Annotated in this window: 12 protein-coding genes; 11 read left to right on the top strand and 1 reads right to left on the bottom strand. The window is 59.1% G+C overall.

The window, feature by feature from the left end; all coding sequences use genetic code 11:
- Positions 1-269 precede the first annotated feature (269 nt).
- From acs to argR, 7 genes are all read left to right on the top strand, one after another.
- The gene (gene acs / locus JFU11_RS02805; protein ID WP_201059687.1) at positions 270-2,225 is read left to right on the top strand and encodes an acetate--CoA ligase; all 1,956 of its coding nucleotides are present in this window, start codon (positions 270-272) and stop codon (positions 2,223-2,225) included.
- Between the two features lie 698 nt (positions 2,226-2,923).
- Complete coding sequence (locus tag JFU11_RS02800) at positions 2,924-3,697, top strand: ABC transporter substrate-binding protein (protein ID WP_008009943.1); 774 nt, start codon at positions 2,924-2,926, stop codon at positions 3,695-3,697.
- Between the two features lie 90 nt (positions 3,698-3,787).
- The gene (locus tag JFU11_RS02795; RefSeq protein ID WP_201059686.1) at positions 3,788-4,477 is read left to right on the top strand and encodes an ABC transporter permease; all 690 of its coding nucleotides are present in this window, start codon (positions 3,788-3,790) and stop codon (positions 4,475-4,477) included.
- On the top strand, positions 4,474-5,172 hold the full coding sequence (locus JFU11_RS02790) for an ABC transporter permease (protein ID WP_201059684.1): 699 nt from the start codon (positions 4,474-4,476) through the stop codon (positions 5,170-5,172). Before JFU11_RS02795 ends, JFU11_RS02790 begins: the two co-directional genes overlap by 4 nt.
- 1 nt (position 5,173) lies before the next feature.
- Positions 5,174-6,286: a M14 family metallopeptidase gene (locus JFU11_RS02785; RefSeq protein WP_123721872.1), complete on the top strand. Its 1,113-nt coding sequence runs from the start codon at positions 5,174-5,176 to the stop codon at positions 6,284-6,286.
- A gap of 27 nt (positions 6,287-6,313) precedes the next feature.
- Positions 6,314-7,078 carry an ATP-binding cassette domain-containing protein gene (locus JFU11_RS02780; protein WP_007904680.1) on the top strand — a complete coding sequence of 255 codons (765 nt, stop codon included), beginning with the start codon at positions 6,314-6,316 and terminating at the stop codon, positions 7,076-7,078.
- A gap of 245 nt (positions 7,079-7,323) precedes the next feature.
- Entirely contained in the window at positions 7,324-8,304 is a 981-nt protein-coding gene (gene argR / locus JFU11_RS02775; protein WP_201059682.1) for a transcriptional regulator ArgR, read from the top strand.
- Between the two features lie 23 nt (positions 8,305-8,327).
- Here the strand turns inward: argR and JFU11_RS02770 are convergent, their stop codons facing one another.
- On the bottom strand, positions 8,328-13,373 hold the full coding sequence (locus tag JFU11_RS02770; RefSeq protein ID WP_201059679.1) for a leucine-rich repeat domain-containing protein: 5,046 nt from the start codon (positions 13,371-13,373) through the stop codon (positions 8,328-8,330).
- Between the two features lie 304 nt (positions 13,374-13,677).
- On the opposite strand from JFU11_RS02770, the gene JFU11_RS02765 reads away from it, so the two are divergent.
- The 4 genes from JFU11_RS02765 to astD all read left to right on the top strand — a co-directional run bounded on the left by JFU11_RS02765 (position 13,678) and on the right by astD (position 18,698).
- Positions 13,678-14,898 (top strand): aspartate aminotransferase family protein, encoded by a 1,221-nt coding sequence (locus JFU11_RS02765; protein WP_201059678.1) that lies wholly within the window; start codon positions 13,678-13,680, stop codon positions 14,896-14,898.
- 202 nt (positions 14,899-15,100) lie between these two features.
- Positions 15,101-16,120 carry an arginine/ornithine succinyltransferase subunit alpha gene (gene aruF / locus JFU11_RS02760; RefSeq protein WP_030131775.1) on the top strand — a complete coding sequence of 340 codons (1,020 nt, stop codon included), beginning with the start codon at positions 15,101-15,103 and terminating at the stop codon, positions 16,118-16,120.
- A gap of 86 nt (positions 16,121-16,206) precedes the next feature.
- The gene (astA, locus tag JFU11_RS02755; RefSeq protein ID WP_095051595.1) at positions 16,207-17,232 is read left to right on the top strand and encodes an arginine N-succinyltransferase; all 1,026 of its coding nucleotides are present in this window, start codon (positions 16,207-16,209) and stop codon (positions 17,230-17,232) included.
- Complete coding sequence (astD, locus tag JFU11_RS02750; RefSeq protein ID WP_187326465.1) at positions 17,229-18,698, top strand: succinylglutamate-semialdehyde dehydrogenase; 1,470 nt, start codon at positions 17,229-17,231, stop codon at positions 18,696-18,698. The genes astA and astD overlap by 4 nt, the downstream gene beginning before the upstream one ends.
- Positions 18,699-18,705 lie beyond the last annotated feature (7 nt).

Below are 18,705 nucleotides of genomic sequence, written 5' to 3'. Positions count from 1 at the left end.
AGTCGCAATTCGGTAAACGCGATTTGCCTGACATACCGCATTTGCTGATTTTACGACTGCTGCGCAGCCGAACGCAGGCTTCGCCAGCTGCTACAGGTCGCGTTATTGCAGGACGCCGGCATTGTCTGGAAGAGGCGTGGAAGTGGGGTTTCGGGGTATCCACGATAATTTGTAGGGGCTTGTTACTACCATCGTCGAATGGTTCTATAGGCCCGGCCCGGCTACAACTGGGGCCATACAAAAACAACTATTCCACCGAGGTAAGAAAGATGAGTGCGGCTTCTTTGTATCCCGTTCGTCCCGAGGTAGCAGCCAATACGCTGACTGACGAGGCCACCTATAAGGCCATGTACCAGCAGTCGGTCGTCAACCCGGACGGCTTCTGGCGCGAACAAGCCAAGCGCCTCGACTGGATCAAGCCTTTCACCACGGTGAAGCAAACGTCCTTCGACGATCACCATGTCGACATCAAATGGTTCGCCGACGGCACGCTGAACGTTTCCTACAACTGCCTCGACCGTCATCTGGCCGAGCGTGGCGATCAAATCGCGATTATTTGGGAAGGGGATGACCCTGCCGAAAGCCGCAACATCACCTACCGCGAGCTGCACGAACAAGTCTGCAAGTTCGCCAACGCCTTGCGCGGCCAGGATGTGCACCGCGGCGACGTGGTGACGATCTATATGCCGATGATCCCCGAAGCCGTGGTCGCCATGCTGGCCTGCACCCGGATCGGCGCGATTCACTCGGTAGTGTTCGGTGGTTTCTCGCCGGAAGCCCTGGCTGGCCGGATCATCGACTGCAAATCCAAAGTGGTGATCACCGCTGACGAAGGTATTCGTGCCGGCAAGAAAATTCCGCTGAAGACCAACGTCGACGACGCGCTGACTAACCCGGAAACCAGCAGCATTCAGAAAGTCATCGTGTGCAAGCGCACCGGTGGCGACATCAAGTGGAACCAGCATCGCGACATCTGGTACGAAGACCTGATGAAAGTGGCGGGCAGTGTGTGCGCGCCGAAAGAGATGGGCGCCGAAGAAGCGCTGTTCATCCTTTATACCTCCGGTTCCACCGGCAAGCCGAAGGGCGTGCAGCACACCACCGGCGGTTATCTGCTGTATGCGGCGATGACCCACGAGCGCGTGTTCGACTACCGTCCGGGCGAAATCTACTGGTGCACCGCCGACGTCGGCTGGGTCACCGGCCACACTTATATCGTCTATGGCCCATTGGCCAATGGCGCGACCACGCTGCTGTTCGAAGGCGTGCCGAACTATCCGGACATCACCCGGGTGGCGAAGATCGTCGACAAGCACAAGGTCAACATCCTCTACACCGCGCCTACCGCGATTCGCGCGATGATGGCGTCGGACACTGCGGCTGTTGAAGGCGCTGACGGCAGCAGCCTGCGTCTGTTGGGTTCGGTCGGTGAGCCGATCAACCCGGAAGCGTGGGATTGGTACTACAAGAATGTCGGCCAATCCCGTTGCCCGATTGTCGATACCTGGTGGCAGACTGAAACCGGCGGCAACATGATGAGCCCGCTGCCGGGCGCTCACGCGCTCAAGCCGGGTTCGGCGTCACGTCCGTTCTTCGGCGTGGTGCCAGCGCTGGTGGACAACCTCGGTAACATCATCGAAGGCGTGGCCGAGGGCAACCTGGTGATTCTCGATTCGTGGCCAGGCCAGGCGCGCACGCTGTATGGCGACCATGACCGCTTCGTCGACACTTACTTCAAGACCTTCCGTGGCATGTACTTCACCGGTGACGGTGCGCGTCGTGACGAGGACGGTTACTACTGGATCACCGGGCGTGTGGATGACGTACTTAACGTGTCCGGTCACCGCATGGGCACTGCAGAGATCGAAAGCGCGATGGTCGCTCACCCGAAAGTCGCCGAAGCGGCGGTGGTCGGTGTGCCGCACGACATCAAGGGGCAGGGCATCTATGTCTATGTCACGTTGATCGCTGGCGAAGAGCCGAGCGAGCAACTGCGCCTGGAACTGAAAAACTGGGTGCGTAAAGAGATCGGCCCGATTGCTTCGCCGGATGTGATTCAGTGGGCGCCGGGGCTGCCGAAAACCCGTTCGGGCAAGATCATGCGCCGGATTCTGCGCAAGATTGCTACGGCCGAATACGATGGGTTGGGGGATATTTCGACCCTGGCCGATCCGGGTGTGGTGCAGCATTTGATTGATACGCACAAGACCATGAACGTCGCTTAACAGCGATTCTTGAGTCATCGAAGCCCTGCCAGGTGTTGAGCCTGGTGGGGTTTTTTATTGGCTGATGGGTTTGTGTTGGTGGTTCGGGCCTCATCGCGGGCAAGCCCGCTCCCACAGGGTTAGTGGAGTACATGCAATCTACGCCACAACTCAAATACCTGTGGGAGCGGGCTTGCCCGCGATGACAGCCTGTCAGGCGAAACATAAACAACGCCCAATAATTATCGGTGTCCGCCGTAGGCCAATTCCCACTGTTACCCACCACTCTTCAAGTTACCGAATGTGTAACCGCGCGCCCGGCAACGAGGCATTGGGAAACGCAAAGCCCCGTTACAGGGCTTCTAAACCCGCCATGAAAATAAAGACACAACGCTGCGCTTGCTGGATTAGAAGGGTTTGCCAATAATAGGCCCGCAATTTGCAATATAGATCGGTTCACTGTCTTTTGCTCTTGCATGAAATTGCAAGGCTGTCAACGCGCTCAAGCGGCTTTCTCGGTGCATCTGTAATTTGTTGTCGCATTGAAGAAATATCGGCTTCGGGCCTGTCGTTAGAATGCCGATCACTCGCTCGTCGTTGCCTGCGTTGAAATCAACGCACGGTTTCTAGGACGCAGCACCGCTTAGCTGTTTAACCCATTCGCATATTGGGCTGTCGCTCACTCTGCCGTTTTTGCCCTTTACCGATGGAGTCCCAAGATGAAGAAACTTGTGCTGCTTGGCGCCCTGGCACTGTCCGTGCTGTCCCTGCCGACCTTCGCCGATGACAAGCCCGTAAAAATCGGTATCGAAGCAGCTTACCCTCCGTTCGCCTCCAAGGCGCCGGACGGCAGCATCGTGGGTTTCGACTACGACATCGGTAACGCCCTGTGCGAAGAGATGAAGGTCAAGTGCGTATGGGTCGAGCAAGAATTCGACGGACTGATCCCGGCACTTAAAGTGCGCAAGATCGACGCGATCCTGTCGTCCATGTCGATCACTGAAGACCGCAAGAAGTCCGTGGACTTCACCAACAAGTACTACAACACCCCGGCTCGCCTGGTCATGAAGGCCGGCACTCAGGTCAGCGAAAACCTGGCTGAGTTGAAGGGCAAGAACATCGGCGTGCAACGTGGTTCGATCCACGAGCGTTTCGCCCGCGAAGTCCTGGCCCCACTGGGTGCCGAGATCAAGCCTTACGGTTCGCAGAACGAAATCTACCTCGACGTGGCCGCCGGTCGCCTCGACGGCACCGTGGCAGATGCGACCTTGCTGGATGACGGCTTCCTGAAAACCGACGCCGGCAAGGGTTTCGCCTTCGTTGGCCCGGCCTTCACCGACGTCAAATACTTCGGCGACGGCGTAGGTATCGCGGTTCGCAAGGGCGACGCGCTGAAAGACAAGATCAACACCGCGATCGCAGCCATTCGCGAGAACGGCAAGTACAAGCAAATCCAGGACAAGTACTTCGCCTTCGATATCTACGGCAAGTAATCGTCCCCGCAACAAGTCCGAAATGGCGCAAGCAGCAGGATCTCTGAGGTTTGCGCCATTTTTTCATCCCAACTTTCGAGGACCTGAATCATGTTGAAAGGCTACGGGGCTGTCATCCTCGATGGCGCATGGCTGACGCTTCAGCTCGCCTTGTCGTCCATGGCCCTGGCCATCGTTCTGGGGCTGATCGGCGTTGCGCTGCGTCTATCCCCAATACGCTGGCTGGCCTGGCTGGGCGACCTGTATTCCACGGTGATCCGCGGTATTCCCGATCTGGTGCTGATCCTGCTGATTTTCTACGGCGGCCAAGACCTGCTCAACCGCGTCGCGCCGATGCTCGGCTATGACGACTACATCGACCTGAACCCATTGGCCGCCGGTATCGGCACCCTGGGCTTCATCTTCGGTGCGTACCTGTCGGAAACCTTCCGTGGCGCCTTCATGGCAATCCCGAAGGGGCAGGCAGAAGCCGGCATGGCGTACGGCATGAGCAGTTTTCAGGTGTTCTTCCGGGTGTTGGTGCCGCAGATGATTCGTCTGGCGATTCCGGGTTTCACCAACAACTGGCTGGTATTGACCAAGGCGACCGCGCTGATTTCGGTGGTCGGTCTGCAAGACATGATGTTCAAGGCCAAGCAGGCGGCAGACGCTACCCGCGAGCCTTTCACCTTCTTCCTCGCAGTGGCGGCGATGTACCTGGTGATCACCAGTGTCTCGTTGCTGGCATTGCGTCACCTTGAGAAGCGCTACTCGGTAGGCGTAAGGGCGGCTGATCTATGATCTTCGACTACAACGTCATTTGGGAGGCCTTGCCGCTGTACTTCGGCGGCCTGGTGACCACCCTTAAATTGCTCGCGCTGTCGCTGTTTTTCGGTCTGCTGGCGGCATTGCCGCTGGGGCTGATGCGCGTCTCCAAGCAGCCGGTCGTCAACATGAGTGCCTGGCTGTTCACCTACGTGATCCGCGGCACGCCGATGCTGGTGCAGCTGTTTTTGATCTACTACGGTCTGGCGCAGTTCGCAGCGGTACGTGAAAGCTTCCTTTGGCCATGGCTGTCCAGCGCCACGTTCTGTGCGTGCCTGGCCTTCGCCATCAACACCAGCGCTTACACCGCTGAAATCATCGCCGGCAGCCTGCGCGCCACGCCGAACGGCGAGATCGAAGCGGCCAAGGCCATGGGCATGTCTCGGGTCAAAATGTATAAGCGGATCCTGCTGCCATCGGCCCTACGCCGGGCACTGCCGCAGTACAGCAACGAAGTGATCATGATGCTGCAGACCACCAGTCTGGCGTCCATCGTGACCCTGATCGACATCACCGGTGCCGCGCGCACGGTCAACGCTCAGTTCTACTTGCCGTTCGAAGCCTACATCACCGCCGGCGTGTTCTACCTGTGCCTGACGTTCATTCTGGTGCGCCTGTTCAAAATGGCCGAGCACCGCTGGCTGGGCTATCTGGCCCCGCGGAAGCACTGACATGGAACGCATCGATCATGCATTGCCGTGGAGCCACCTGGGCTGCGAACGCCGGATTTCGGTGTTCCGCTTCGGTGCTGGCGAGCGCAAGGCCTACATCCAGGCCAGCCTGCACGCCGATGAACTGCCGGGAATGCGTACCGCCTGGGAGCTGAAAAAGCGCCTGACCGAACTCGAAGCCCAAGGCTTGCTGAACGGTGTAATTGAACTGGTACCGGTGGCCAATCCACTGGGCCTCGGTCAACTGCTTCAGGGTAACCATCAAGGGCGTTTCGAAGCCGGCAGCGGCAAGAACTTCAACCGGGATTTCGTCGAACTGAGCGAGCCCGTTGCCGCTGAGCTCCAAGGGCACCTGGGTGACGATCCTCACGCCAATATCCGTTTGATCCGTGAAACCATGAGCGATGTGCTGGCCGCGTTGCCGCCTGCCGAGAGTCAGTTGCAAGGCATGCAGCGCATCTTGCTCAGCCATGCTTGCAATGCCGACGTGGTGCTGGATTTGCATTGCGATTGCGAAGCGGCGCTGCACATGTATGCCTTGCCGCAACACTGGCCGCATTGGCGTTCACTGGCTGCACACTTGAACGTCAAGGTCGGCCTGCTGGCGGAAGATTCCGGCGGCAGCTCCTTTGATGAAGCGTGTTCGCTGCCATGGCTGCGTCTGTCGCGTCTGTTTCCGGATGCCCAGATTCCACTGGCCTGCTTGGCGACGACCATCGAGTTGGGCGGCCAATCCGATACCGGTCGCCCAGAGGCGCAGGCTTACGCCGAAGGCATTCTGGCGTTCCTCGCTGAACAGGGCTTGATCAGCGGTGAGTGGCCAAAGCCTGCGCAAGAGGCTTGCGAAGGCATGCCGTTCGAAGGCACCGAATTGCTGTTCGCGCCGCATCCTGGCGTGGTGAGTTTCCTGCGTAAACCCGGTGAGTGGGTTGAAGCGGGCGACGAGATTTTTGAAGTGATCGATCCGTTATCGGATCGGGTCAGCACGGTGTGTGCTGGTACGTCCGGGGTGCTGTTTGCCATTGAACGGCTGCGTTATGCCCAACCCGGTTTCTGGCTGGCCAAGGTGGCGGGGCGCGAAGCGCTGCGTCACGGGCGCTTGCTCAACGACTGACTGACTGTTTTTGTGAGAACCGACCGCATGTACAAACTTGAAGTCCAAGACCTGCATAAACGCTATGGCAGTCACGAAGTGCTCAAGGGCGTGTCCCTGAAAGCGGCGGCTGGCGATGTGATCAGCATCATCGGCTCCAGTGGCTCCGGCAAAAGTACTTTCCTGCGCTGCATCAACCTGCTCGAGCAGCCGCACGCCGGCAAGATTCTGCTCAACAATGAAGAGCTGAAACTGGTCGCCAACAAGGACGGCGCGCTGAAAGCAGCCGATCCGAAACAGCTGCAACGCATGCGTTCGCGCCTGTCGATGGTGTTCCAGCATTTCAACCTGTGGTCGCACATGACCGCGATGGAAAACATCATGGAAGCGCCGGTCCACGTGCTCGGCATGTCCAAGACCGAAGCCCGCGAAAAGGCCGAGCACTACCTGAACAAGGTCGGTGTTGCTCATCGCAAAGACGCTTACCCTGGCCACATGTCCGGCGGTGAGCAGCAGCGTGTGGCGATTGCCCGTGCGCTGGCGATGGAACCTGAGGTGATGTTGTTCGACGAACCGACCTCGGCCCTCGACCCTGAATTGGTCGGTGACGTGCTGAAAGTCATGCAGGCCCTGGCGCAGGAAGGCCGGACCATGGTGGTGGTGACGCACGAAATGGGCTTTGCCCGTGAAGTGTCGAACCAGCTGGTGTTCCTGCACAAAGGCGTCGTCGAAGAAAGCGGCAACCCGCGCGAAGTGCTGGTCAATCCGCAGTCTGAACGTTTGCAACAATTTTTGTCCGGCAGCTTGAAATAATCAGGACTGCCGTTGTGCACCTGGATAGTGCATGCTTCGCAATCTAGAGGCTGGCCTCGATCCCCTGTGGGAGCTGGCTTGCCTGCGATGGCGGTGCGTCTGTGTCAGAGATGCAATCTGGCCCACCGTCATCGCAGGCAAGCCAGCTCCCACATTTGATTTTTGTCGGTTTTGAAATTTGTGTTCAATTACGGGCTAGCCTTGGCCCATGCCTTCATCACTGTTTTCGTTTCGGATTGCCCGCCATGACTGCCCATCGAATTGGTTTCCTGATTTGGCCCAGCACTAAAGCTCTGACGCTTGCGCTGGCTGAGGAGGCCTTGCGTGTTGCCCAGCGTGTGCACCCGGACGTTGTTTACGAACTGTCGTTTTTGCAGGCCGAACCGCCGATCGAAGGTGCCTGGCAATTGCCGGGTGAGCCTTGGGCCGGCAAGCTCGAAAACTTCCAGAAACTGTTCCTGCTCGCCGACGAGCCGCCGACCTCACTTGCGCCAGCGCTCAGCAGTGGGCTGAAACAACTGGTGCGAGCCGGTTGTGTGATCGGCGGTTTGTCTGCCGGTGTTTACCCGTTGGCGCAGTTGGGTTTGCTCGACGGTTACCGCGCTGCCGTGCATTGGCGCTGGCAGGACGATTTCGCCGAGCGTTTCCCGAAGGTGATTGCCACCAGTCATCTGTTTGACTGGGATCGCGATCGCCTCACTGCATGCGGCGGCATGTCGGTGCTCGATTTGCTGCTGGCAGTACTGGCCCGTGATCACGGCGCCGAACTGGCCGGTGCGGTGTCGGAAGAACTGGTGGTCGAACGCATCCGTGAAGGCGGCGAGCGCCAACGCATTCCGTTGCAGAACCGCTTGGGCTCAAGTCATCCGAAGCTCACCCAAGCGGTGTTGCTGATGGAAGCCAACATCGAAGAGCCGCTGACCACCGACGAAATTGCCCAGCATGTGTGCGTATCGCGTCGGCAGCTGGAGCGGATTTTCAAGCAATACCTCAACCGTGTGCCGAGCCAGTACTACCTGGAATTGCGCCTGAACAAGGCCCGGCAGATGTTGATGCAAACCAGCAAGTCGATCATCCAGATCGGCCTGTCGTGTGGCTTTTCTTCGGGGCCGCATTTCTCCAGTGCCTACCGCAACTTCTTTGGCGCCACGCCGCGGGAAGATCGCAACCAGCGGCGCAGCAGCAGCCCGTTCGAGTTGTCGTCGGTGCCGTCCGAACGCGGTTGATCCGTCGTTAAGTCTGGCGTCGATCACTCATCGACGTCAGAGCCTTCGGACGACGACACCTCCATTTCCGCTTGATCAATGACCGCATCGACGCCGAAATCGACGCCTGTCAGTCTGAAATAATTGATCAGCGTTTGTACGCTTTCCTCTGACAGTGGATTGCCCCTCAGATTGATGCTCTCACTGACGTCCCGCGGCAATTCCAGAATATCGGCGGGTATGTGGGTGATCGCGTTTTCACTCAGATCCACGGTGTCCAGGGATTTGAGTCGCAACAGGCCCGGCGGCAATTCAGTGATGCCGGTATTGTTCAGCAACAGGGTCGTGAGACGAGGCATCTGGCTCACGTCTGGCGTGGCACCCAGCGGGTTGTCGCTCAGGTCCAGATAATCAAGCCGCTCCATTTGTGCCAGTTCCAGTGCACTTTGCGCCGTCAGGGTGAGTTGGCAATCGGTCATCGACAATGCGGTCAAATCGCCCATCCTGGAAATCGGCTCGGGGAAATTCTGCTGCCGGTAGTTACGAATGGTCAGCCCCTTGAGACGGGGAAAGCTCTCCAGAAAACGCTCGGCCCCTGAGGTCAGTCCATCAACGCTGTGTAAATACAGCAGCGAGACGTGACTGAAGTCGGCCCGCAGCGCCGGCAAGTTACCGATAATAATGGTGGGCAGGCTCAGCTCGTAGGTGGGTTGAAGTTGCTGATTGAAATCGTCCAGATTGGTTTGCCGGCGCCAGCAATGTTCCACAATCCGTTTGAATTCATCCCTGATCGAATGTTCGCTGAGCAACTCTTGCGCGGTGAAAGGGACTCCGCTCACCGGGTGCACCGCCGGGACGTCTGCTGTCCAGGCTGACAGGTCGTTGTTGAGGGTGTTGAATTCGGTTTCCAGGCGTGTGATCGCCATTTTGCCGTCGGCCAATGTCCCAGGCTGCAGATAGATAAACTCACTGGCTTCTTCCTGGTCCATGCCTGGGTACAGCGCCTGCACCCGATTGATATCAGCCTGTTCGGCAAACACGGCGAAGCCCTGACGCGTACGGCCGAAATGGATTTTTATGCGTTCGCGAGTGGCGGCCGAAAGCGGGTTACCGCCCAGGTCGACGCCCTCGCTGGTGGCAGTGGGGAGATCGAAAAGCGCGGTGGGCAGTTCCTGGATGTGATTGTCATTGAGCAGGGCAGTTCGAAGGTGTGGGCGCGTCAGCAAACCGGGAGGGAGGCCGGAAATGCCGGTGTCCGATACGTCGATGTAGCTTAGCTGCGGCATGTTCTCGACAGTGGGGTTGAACCCCAGCGGGTTTTTGTACAGATCCAGAACCACCAGTTTGTTCAGCGTTGACAGGGTGGCGTGGCTCTCTGGTGTGAGGGTGATGGCGCAGTCGCTGAGAATCAGTTCGGTGAGGTTCGGCGATTGCACAATGGCTTGCGGAAGCTGATTCAGCCTGAAGCCGCGCAAGGCCAGGCGACGCAAGCCTGAGTATCCTCGCAAAAAATCATGCATCCCGCGTGTGGCGCTATGGCCGTCCAGCGACAGGCTTGTCACGTGACTGAAGCCCTCGCCGAGTACCGGAAATTCACCCAGTATTGGTTGGGAAAAACGGAATTCGACCAGAGGGGCCTCACCATGGAGCGGTGTGGCTTGTTGTCGCCAGCAATCGAGTAATTCGTCTGCCAGTAATCGGCGATTTCGCTGCTGAATGCTGAATTGTTCAGGGGTGATTCTGATCTGGGTATCCGGCATGAACAGTGGGATTTCGTTGCGCCAGAGTTGCAGGGCATTGCTGAGTCGGGCGCGTTCGGCCATGAGCCGGGTCAGCTCTGCCCGTGGGCCGGTCGGGTGCCGTTGCAAGCGTTCGACAAAGGCTTGCAGTTCCTCGCGTGACAAGTGCGGGAATAGTTCATGGGCGTAGGCCTGTAAAGTTGGCGCACTGAACACGCCGCGATGATAGCCCTCCGTGCCACCGAGCAAACGCATGACGGTAGGATCGTAGGTGGGTTTCAGGATTGGGTGTTGCACCAGGACTGAGTGCAGTTCCTCGCGATTCAGGGCATGGGTGCGAATCAGCCGTTTGAGTTTTTCACCTTCGCCAATGTGGATGCCGAGTGCCGAGCGCTCGCTGTCCGGCAGCGCCTGCAATAGATCCAGATAGAACGTGCTCGCGCCGCTGAGCTCAAGACCGGCATCGTCAAAGGCCTGATAACTGCCATCCGCATTTAGAACGAGCACTTTGCGGCTCGGCGCATCGGCATTGCCGACACTGTCGAGCAGGCGTCCGCCATGGGCGTATTCACGGATTTCCAAGCGTATTTGTCCCGACCAGCCTGGCAGTCGCTGCAAGGTGTGCAGGGCCAGTCGATCGGTGTCGGGGTTGTTGGCGCTTGAGGGAATCTCCAGGCCTTCATAAGCCCGGGTGATCCTGACTTGCAATTGGGCTTCACGGGTGAGCTGTTCGAGGCGTTTGGGCAAGATACCGCGTCCAAGTTGTTGCAGCTCTTGATCGCTGGCGGTTTGCAGCAGTGCTTCTGCCACGCTGCTCGGCAAACCGTGTTCGGCGTCGATGAGTTTTTGCGTGAGTCCAGAGGTAGCGCGATCGAGTCGGCGGTATCGATTGTCGAACAGGGTTTCTCGCTTGCTCTCGGCGAGCGTTGCCAAGGTCCGGCGCAACGTGCGGGCGCGGGTGTCCAAACTGGGGGACGGCGTGCCGAAATGTTCGCCCATAAGCGTTCTGGTTTCGGTTTCTCCCAGGTTCAGCAATAGCGTTTTGATCAAATCGCCGTTGCTGAGGTGCGCCTGACTGATCTGCACCACAGGTTGGCCGTCGGCACCGCGCTCCCAGAGAGTTTGTGCTTTGCTGTCGACCAGGCGCAGCCCTTTTTCGGCCGGCCAGTAATTGTTGTCGCAGAGCAGTTCCAGTTGCGTGATGAGGTCAGCTTTCAGGTAGTCGGTCGGTTGTTCGCTGCCGATCAACTCGATGAAGGTCTGGATGTCCTGATCGATCTTGAACCGCTTCAGTGTGTCGGCGAACAGCGCAGGCATCTGACTGGTATTCACATGCATCTTGCGTAAAGCGTTTTCGTGGCAGCCGCTGATCTGCAGTATTCGTTCACGCACCGAGGGTGCGAACCGTTCCATATCAGGACCGAGGCGACGCAGCACGGTGGCTTGATCCCAGCTCAACGGCTGGTCGATTTCGGTCTGCCAGGCACCGGCACCATTGTGTTTGAGTACGGGCTTATAGGCTTCAGGACGGCTCGGGTGATCGATGCGGTGCTCACCGGTCACGGTGTCCTGGCTGACGGCGTAGGATTTATTGTCCAGCGACAACAGGGTTTTGCCGTCGTGACGGTACAGCCCGATTTCATCGGGTCTGGCAGCCTGAGGAAGTGTGCCGGTCTGTTCATAGGTGCTCAGATCCGGCTTCCAGTAGCGGCTTTCACCCTGGGGCGTTTTGACCGAATGGAAGCGGTCGATGAACTGAACGATTTCTCGCGGCAACACGGCGCGAAACTCGGCCGCTGCCACGACGCCGCCGACAGCAAAGGTGCCCAGTTGCACGGCCGACTCAACCACGCCCATGAAATGCTCGAAGGCTTCGCTCGTCTGACCTTCTGCCCAGTCGACAATGCTTTCGAAGGTTTCGTCCAGTAACTGGTACGCCATGTAAGCCAGCATCAGTTCGCCAAGGAGCGGCACGAATGGCAGGGCGACAAAGGCTGCGATGTTTAGCAGTGCCGAAGCGATTTCCGTGAAGGAGTCCCATAATGCCCAGCGGACTTTCTGATCGACCGTCGCCGTGGATACCGCGATGACTCGGGCATCGTTGAGGATCTTGTCGAGTTTGCGTTGATAGAGATGGACCCACAGATCGCCTTTGATCAGCGTCGCCGTCATTTGCAGGTTGGTGCGCTGGCTTGGTTGTTCTCTCCAGGTGGGGCGTGGGTCGCCAGGTTGAACCGGTTGCCAGGTGATGGGAGCAAGTCGGTCGCTTAACTGAGCGAAGAAGTGCCCGCGATCCTCATGATCGATAAAGCGGCTGAAGAACTGTTGATAGTCAGGACTGCGCAAACGCCGGGTCAACTCCTGGGCGAATGCGCCGGAGGAGGCATATTCCTTGATCGGGTGTTCGGGATCATCGGGGATATAGGCCACCACTCGGGCCACTTCACGCTCACGTTCCAGATTCGGGGAAAACACCACGATGCCAGTCAGGCGTGCGTTCATTATTGTCAGTTCATGACAGCCCCATGCCTGTCCGCGCAGACGTAAATGTTGCAGGCCGTCGAGTAAGCCAAGGATCAGGCGATGGACATCGCCGCCAAGCTGGTTTTGCATGTAGGCCATTTGCAGGGCGGTGGTGAGGGCCGTTTTCTGGCTGTCGCGGACGCTGGGTTGCAGGGTCGCCGCGACCGCCGGATTGCTGATGCCCAGGTTTTCTTCGAGGTGGGTTTTGTGGTGTTCGCCAATATCCAGTTCCCGGCACAGTTGGGTGAATGCCGTGATGGGCATTTTTAGCAGGACGTGCGGCAGTTCATTGAAATGCCCTGCAGAGGAGGGCGCGCTGATGTAGGTCGAGGCGGGCTCAAAGGCGTTGTCCTCAGTTTCGCTGCTTTCGAAGTTGTGCAGCGCGGCATCCAGCAGCGACACCGTCCAGATGCGCGCCGCGCCCGATTTCAGCCGTAGCCACGGGATATGGGCGGGAATATAAAGACGCAAAAAGGTTTGGTGGACGTCCAGCTCCAGGCCGAAGCGCTTCTTCAGCGCTGCAACCAGCAATGGTTCGGCAAAGTCCTTGGCATTTTTCACCTTGGCCAGGGACTGATCGACGCGGTTCTGTGCCTGCCAGTGCAAGGCATTGAGTGTGCGTAATTCGGCGTGCTGGCTGCGGGACGCGTTGTTGAGGCCGGCCGGCAGGCGAGGCTTGGCCTTGCTCAAGGCTTCACGCTTTTGCGGAGTCGCCTGCGTCAGCCAGTGGGGGATGACGCTCACCAGATGCTGGTAATGGGTGTCCCTGCTGAAGGGGGGCATCGGATCGAGATCGATAGCGTCCGGATTTTCGTTAATAAGGCTCATGAAGGTTGCCGTTGGCGTTAAGAAGGCTTCAGAAAACACCATGAGCGCCAGCGACGTGCGGTACATATATACCGCCACCGCAAAATCCGGATGAGTAAGATCCTCGCAACCTGCCGCAAACCCTGCAGGCAGTTTAAACTGCGCCTTTGCGACGCTATTTGTCGCATTGCCGTAAACCCGGGCAAAACCTGTGTTCGCGCTATAAGAAGTTGTCGCTTGGCGGCAAGGCCGGGCTGAAAACTGTCCTTACAATCCCCCCATCGCTCGCCAGTTTCAGGCGAGTGTTCCTCTTCAGGAGACTCCGATGTCCGTTGAGCACGCTGCGGTAGAACGCGCCGATTTTGACCAGGTAATGGTTCCCAACTACGCGCCAGCCGCTTTCATTCCTGTGCGTGGTGCCGGTTCCCGTGTTTGGGACCAGTCTGGCCGCGAGCTGATCGACTTCGCCGGCGGGATTGCCGTTAACGTATTGGGCCATGCGCATCCGGCGCTGGTCGCTGCATTGACCGAGCAAGCGAACAAGCTGTGGCACGTATCCAACGTGTTCACCAATGAGCCGGCCTTGCGCCTGGCCCATAAGCTGGTCGACGCCACTTTTGCCGAGCGCGTGTTCTTCTGCAACTCTGGCGCCGAAGCCAACGAGGCCGCCTTCAAGCTGGCCCGTCGCGTGGCCCATGACCGTTTCGGTACCGAGAAGTACGAAATCATTGCCGCGCTCAACAGCTTCCACGGCCGTACCTTGTTCACCGTGAACGTCGGTGGCCAGTCGAAGTACTCCGACGGCTTCGGTCCGAAGATCACTGGCATCACCCACGTGCCTTACAACGATCTGGCTGCGCTGAAAGCCGCTGTTTCCGACAAGACGTGTGCGGTGGTTCTGGAGCCGATCCAGGGCGAAGGCGGCGTACTGCCGGCCGAGCTGTCTTACCTGCAAGGTGCTCGTGAACTGTGCGATGCGCATAACGCGCTGCTGGTTTTCGACGAAGTTCAGACTGGCATGGGCCGCAGCGGCAAGCTGTTCGCCTATCAGCATTACGGCGTGACCCCGGACATCCTGACCAGCGCCAAGAGCCTGGGCGGCGGTTTCCCGATTGCAGCGATGCTGACCACCGAAGACCTGGCCAAACACCTGGTCGTCGGCACCCACGGCACCACGTATGGCGGCAACCCGCTGGCGTGCGCTGTCGCTGAAGCGGTGATCGATGTGATCAACACGCCTGAAGTGCTGAGCGGCGTCAATGCCAAGCACGACAAGTTCAAGACCCGTCTTGAGCAGATCGGCGAGAAGTACGGCCTCTTCACTGAAGTCCGCGGTCTGGGCCTGCTGCTCGGTTGCGTGCTGAACGATGCCTGGAAAGGCAAGGCCAAAGACATCTTCAACGCCGCCGAGCGTGAAGGCCTGATGATTCTGCAAGCCGGCCCGGACGTGATTCGTTTCGCGCCAAGCCTGGTGGTTGAAGACGCCGATATCGATGCCGGTCTCGACCGTTTCGAACGCGCAGCGGCGAAACTGACGCAAGCCTGATAGTCCCTTCGACGCCTGAACTGTTCAGGCGTCGAACCAATTTTTATGTGCCGGGCACAGTCAATGTGGGAGCGGGCTTGCCCGCGATGAGGGCCTGACAGCCGACTTCATTGTTATCTGACAGGACGCGATCGCGGGCAAGCCCGCTCCCACATGAGCCGGGCATTTTTCTAATGAATTTTTTCGAGAAAGGAGTGACACCATGCTGGTGATGCGCCCCGCGCAAATGGCTGATCTGGGCGAGGTACAGCGTCTGGCTGCGGACAGCCCGATTGGTGTCACTTCCTTGCCGGATGACGTTGAACGCCTGAGCGACAAGATCGCCGCAAGCGAAGCCTCGTTCGCTGCCGAAGTCAGCTTCAACGGTGAAGAGAGCTATTTCTTCGTCCTCGAAGATACGGCCACCGGCAAGCTGGCCGGCTGTTCGGCAATCGTGGCATCGGCCGGTTATTCCGAGCCGTTCTACAGTTTCCGTAATGAAACCTTCGTCCACGCCTCCCGCGAGCTGAAGATTCACAACAAGATCCACGTGCTCTCGCAGTGCCACGACCTGACCGGCAACAGTCTGCTGACCAGTTTCTACGTGCAGCGCGAGTTGGTGGGTTCGCCTTGGGCTGAGCTCAATTCCCGTGGTCGCCTGTTGTTCGTGGCCAGCCACCCGGAACGCTTTGCCGATTCGGTGGTGACCGAGATCGTCGGTTACAGCGACGAAAATGGCGACTCACCGTTCTGGGATGCCATCGGTCGCAACTTCTTCGACCTCAACTACGCCGCTGCCGAGCGTTTGTGTGGCCTGAAAAGCCGCACGTTCCTGGCCGAGCTGATGCCGCATTACCCGATCTACGTGCCGTTGCTGCCGGATTCTGCTCAAGAGGCGATGGGCCAGGTGCACCCACGGGCGCAGATCACCTTCGACATCCTGATGCGCGAAGGCTTCGAGACCGATCATTACATCGACATTTTCGACGGCGGCCCAACCCTGCACGCCCGCGTCTCGGGGATCCGTTCGATCGCCCAGAGCCGTGTAGTCCCGGTGAAAATCGGTGAGCCGGTCAAGGGCGCCGGTCGTCAATATCTGGTGGCCAATGCCCAGTTGCAGGATTACCGCGCCGTTTTGCTTGAGCTCGATTACGCGCCGGGCAAGCCTGTGACCCTGGATCTGGAAGCCGCCGAAGCCTTGGGTGTCGGTGAAGGTGCCAGCGTGCGCCTGGTGGCGGTTTAACGCCTGCTGCTATGCCTAAAAGAGTGAATGCTGAGTAAAGCAGCGAGTTTCACGGGTGGCTCAAGCGGCCCGTTTGAGGAGATAGCATGATCGTTCGTCCCGTACGCAGCAGCGATTTACCCGCTCTGATCGACCTGGCCCGCAGCACCGGCACCGGCCTGACCACCTTGCCGGCCAACGAAGAGCGTCTGGCCCATCGGGTCGGCTGGGCCGAGAAGACCTTCCGCGGCGAAGCCGGGCGGGGCGATGCGGATTACCTGTTCGTGCTCGAAGACGACAACGGCCGCGTGGTGGGTATTTCCGCCATTGCCGGCGCCGTCGGCCTGCGTGAGCCTTGGTACAACTTCCGCGTAGGCCTGACCGTCAGCGCCTCGCAAGAGCTGAACATCTATCGCGAAATTCCGACGCTGTTCCTGGCCAACGATCTGACCGGCAATTCCGAGTTGTGCTCGCTGTTCCTGCACGCCGATTTCCGCACTGGCCTCAACGGTCGCATGCTGGCCAAGGCGCGGATGCTGTTCATCGCTGAGTTTCCGCAACTGTTCGGCAACAAGATCATCGCCGAAATGCGCGGTGTGTCCGATGACGCCGGGCGTTCGCCGTTCTGGGAAAGCCTGGGTCGGCACTTCTTCAAGATGGAATTCAGCCAGGCTGATTACCTCACCGGCGTGGGCAACAAGGCGTTCATCGCCGAACTGATGCCGAAATTCCCGCTGTACACCTGCTTCCTGTCGCCAGATGCGCGCAACGTGATCGGCCAGGTTCACCCGGACACCGAGCCGGCGCTGTCGATGCTCAAGAGCGAAGGCTTCAGCTACCAAGGCTACGTCGACATCTTCGATGCCGGCCCTGCGGTGGAATGCGAAACCACCAAGATCCGCGCAGTACGCGACAGCCAGGCGCTGGTGCTGGCCATCGGCACTCCGGGTGACGATGCCACGCCGTTCCTGATTCATAACCGCAAGCGCGAAGACTGCCGGATCACTGCCGCGCCAGCACGCTTCGCCGCCGGCACTTTGGTGGTCGATCCGCTGACTGCCAAACGTCTTCAACTCAACGCCGGCGATCAAGTGCGCGCCGTTCCGTTGTCTGCTGCTCGGGAGTCGAAATAATGAATTCGCTATACATCGCCGGTGAATGGCTGGCTGGTCAGGGTGAAAGCTTTCAATCGGTAAACCCGGTGACCCAGCAAGTGCTGTGGGCTGGCGAAGGCGCCACGGCCGGTCAGGTCGAGTCGGCTGTGCAAGCTGCGCGTCAGGCGTTCCCGGGCTGGGCTCGCCGTACCCTGGAAGAACGCATCAGCGTGCTGGAAGCCTTTGCCGCTGCGCTGAAGAATCACGCTGACGAGCTCGCTCGCACCATCGGCGAAGAAACCGGTAAACCCCTGTGGGAAGCGGCGACTGAAGTCACCAGCATGGTCAACAAGATTGCCATCTCGGTGCAGAGCTACCGCGAACGTACCGGCGAGAAGAGCGGCCCGTTGGGCGACGCCACTGCGGTGTTGCGCCACAAACCCCACGGTGTGGTGGCAGTGTTTGGTCCTTACAACTTCCCCGGCCATTTGCCGAACGGTCACATTGTGCCGGCGTTGCTGGCCGGTAACAGTGTGCTGTTCAAGCCGAGTGAGCTGACCCCGAAAGTTGCCGAGCTGACGGTCAAGTGCTGGATCGAAGCCGGTCTGCCGGCCGGTGTGCTGAACCTGCTGCAAGGCGCTCGCGAAACCGGTATCGCCCTGGCGGCGAACCCGGGCATCGACGGTCTGTTCTTCACCGGTTCCAGCCGTACCGGTAATCACCTGCACCAGCAGTTTGCCGGTCGTCCAGACAAGATCCTCGCGCTGGAAATGGGCGGCAATAACCCGCTGGTGGTGGATCAGGTCGCGGACCTCGATGCCGCTGTTTACACCATCATTCAGTCGGCATTCATTTCTGCCGGTCAGCGTTGCACCTGTGCCCGCCGCTTGCTGGTGCCGCAAGGCGCTTGGGGCGACACGTTGTTGGCGCGTCTGGTAGCGGTCAGCTCGACGATTGAAGTCGGTGCGTTCGACCAGCAACCGGCGCCGTTCATGGGCTCGGTGATTTCCCTCGGCGCTGCGAAAGCGCTGATGGATGCGCAAGAACATCTGCTGGCCAATGGCGCAGTGGCGCTGTTGGAAATGACTCAGCCTCAGGCCCAGGCAGCCTTGCTGACCCCGGGTATTCTGGACGTGACGGCGGTTGCCGATCGCCCGGACGAAGAACTGTTCGGTCCGCTGCTGCAAGTGATCCGCTACGCTGATTTTGAAGCGGCGATCGCTGAAGCCAACGACACTGACTATGGCCTGGCGGCCGGTCTGCTGTCGGATTCCGAAGCGCGTTATCAGCAGTTCTGGCTGGAAAGCCGGGCCGGTATCGTCAACTGGAACAAGCAGCTGACCGGTGCGGCGAGCAGCGCGCCATTCGGCGGTGTCGGCGCATCGGGTAACCATCGCGCCAGCGCCTACTACGCCGCAGATTACTGCGCGTACCCGGTGGCCTCGCTGGAAACCCCGAACTTGGTGTTGCCTGCTGCTTTGACGCCTGGCGTGAAGATGGCTTAACGCCAAT

The organism is Pseudomonas sp. TH37 (genome assembly GCF_016650735.1).
GTDB classification, from domain to species: domain Bacteria; phylum Pseudomonadota; class Gammaproteobacteria; order Pseudomonadales; family Pseudomonadaceae; genus Aquipseudomonas; species Aquipseudomonas farris.
Note: the sequence above shows the minus strand (reverse complement) of the source record. Positions and strands in the feature narration are given on the sequence as shown.

Coding starts and splice junctions, on each gene's coding strand:
- JFU11_RS02785 (WP_123721872.1), top strand. CDS start 5,174: ATGGAACGCATCGATCATGCATTGCCGTGGAGCCACCTGGGCTGCGAA.
- JFU11_RS02765 (WP_201059678.1), top strand. CDS start 13,678: ATGTCCGTTGAGCACGCTGCGGTAGAACGCGCCGATTTTGACCAGGTA.
- astA (WP_095051595.1), top strand. CDS start 16,207: ATGATCGTTCGTCCCGTACGCAGCAGCGATTTACCCGCTCTGATCGAC.
- acs (WP_201059687.1), top strand. CDS start 270: ATGAGTGCGGCTTCTTTGTATCCCGTTCGTCCCGAGGTAGCAGCCAAT.
- JFU11_RS02790 (WP_201059684.1), top strand. CDS start 4,474: ATGATCTTCGACTACAACGTCATTTGGGAGGCCTTGCCGCTGTACTTC.
- JFU11_RS02770 (WP_201059679.1), bottom strand. CDS start 13,373: ATGAGCCTTATTAACGAAAATCCGGACGCTATCGATCTCGATCCGATG.
- JFU11_RS02795 (WP_201059686.1), top strand. CDS start 3,788: ATGTTGAAAGGCTACGGGGCTGTCATCCTCGATGGCGCATGGCTGACG.
- JFU11_RS02780 (WP_007904680.1), top strand. CDS start 6,314: ATGTACAAACTTGAAGTCCAAGACCTGCATAAACGCTATGGCAGTCAC.
- aruF (WP_030131775.1), top strand. CDS start 15,101: ATGCTGGTGATGCGCCCCGCGCAAATGGCTGATCTGGGCGAGGTACAG.
- argR (WP_201059682.1), top strand. CDS start 7,324: ATGACTGCCCATCGAATTGGTTTCCTGATTTGGCCCAGCACTAAAGCT.
- JFU11_RS02800 (WP_008009943.1), top strand. CDS start 2,924: ATGAAGAAACTTGTGCTGCTTGGCGCCCTGGCACTGTCCGTGCTGTCC.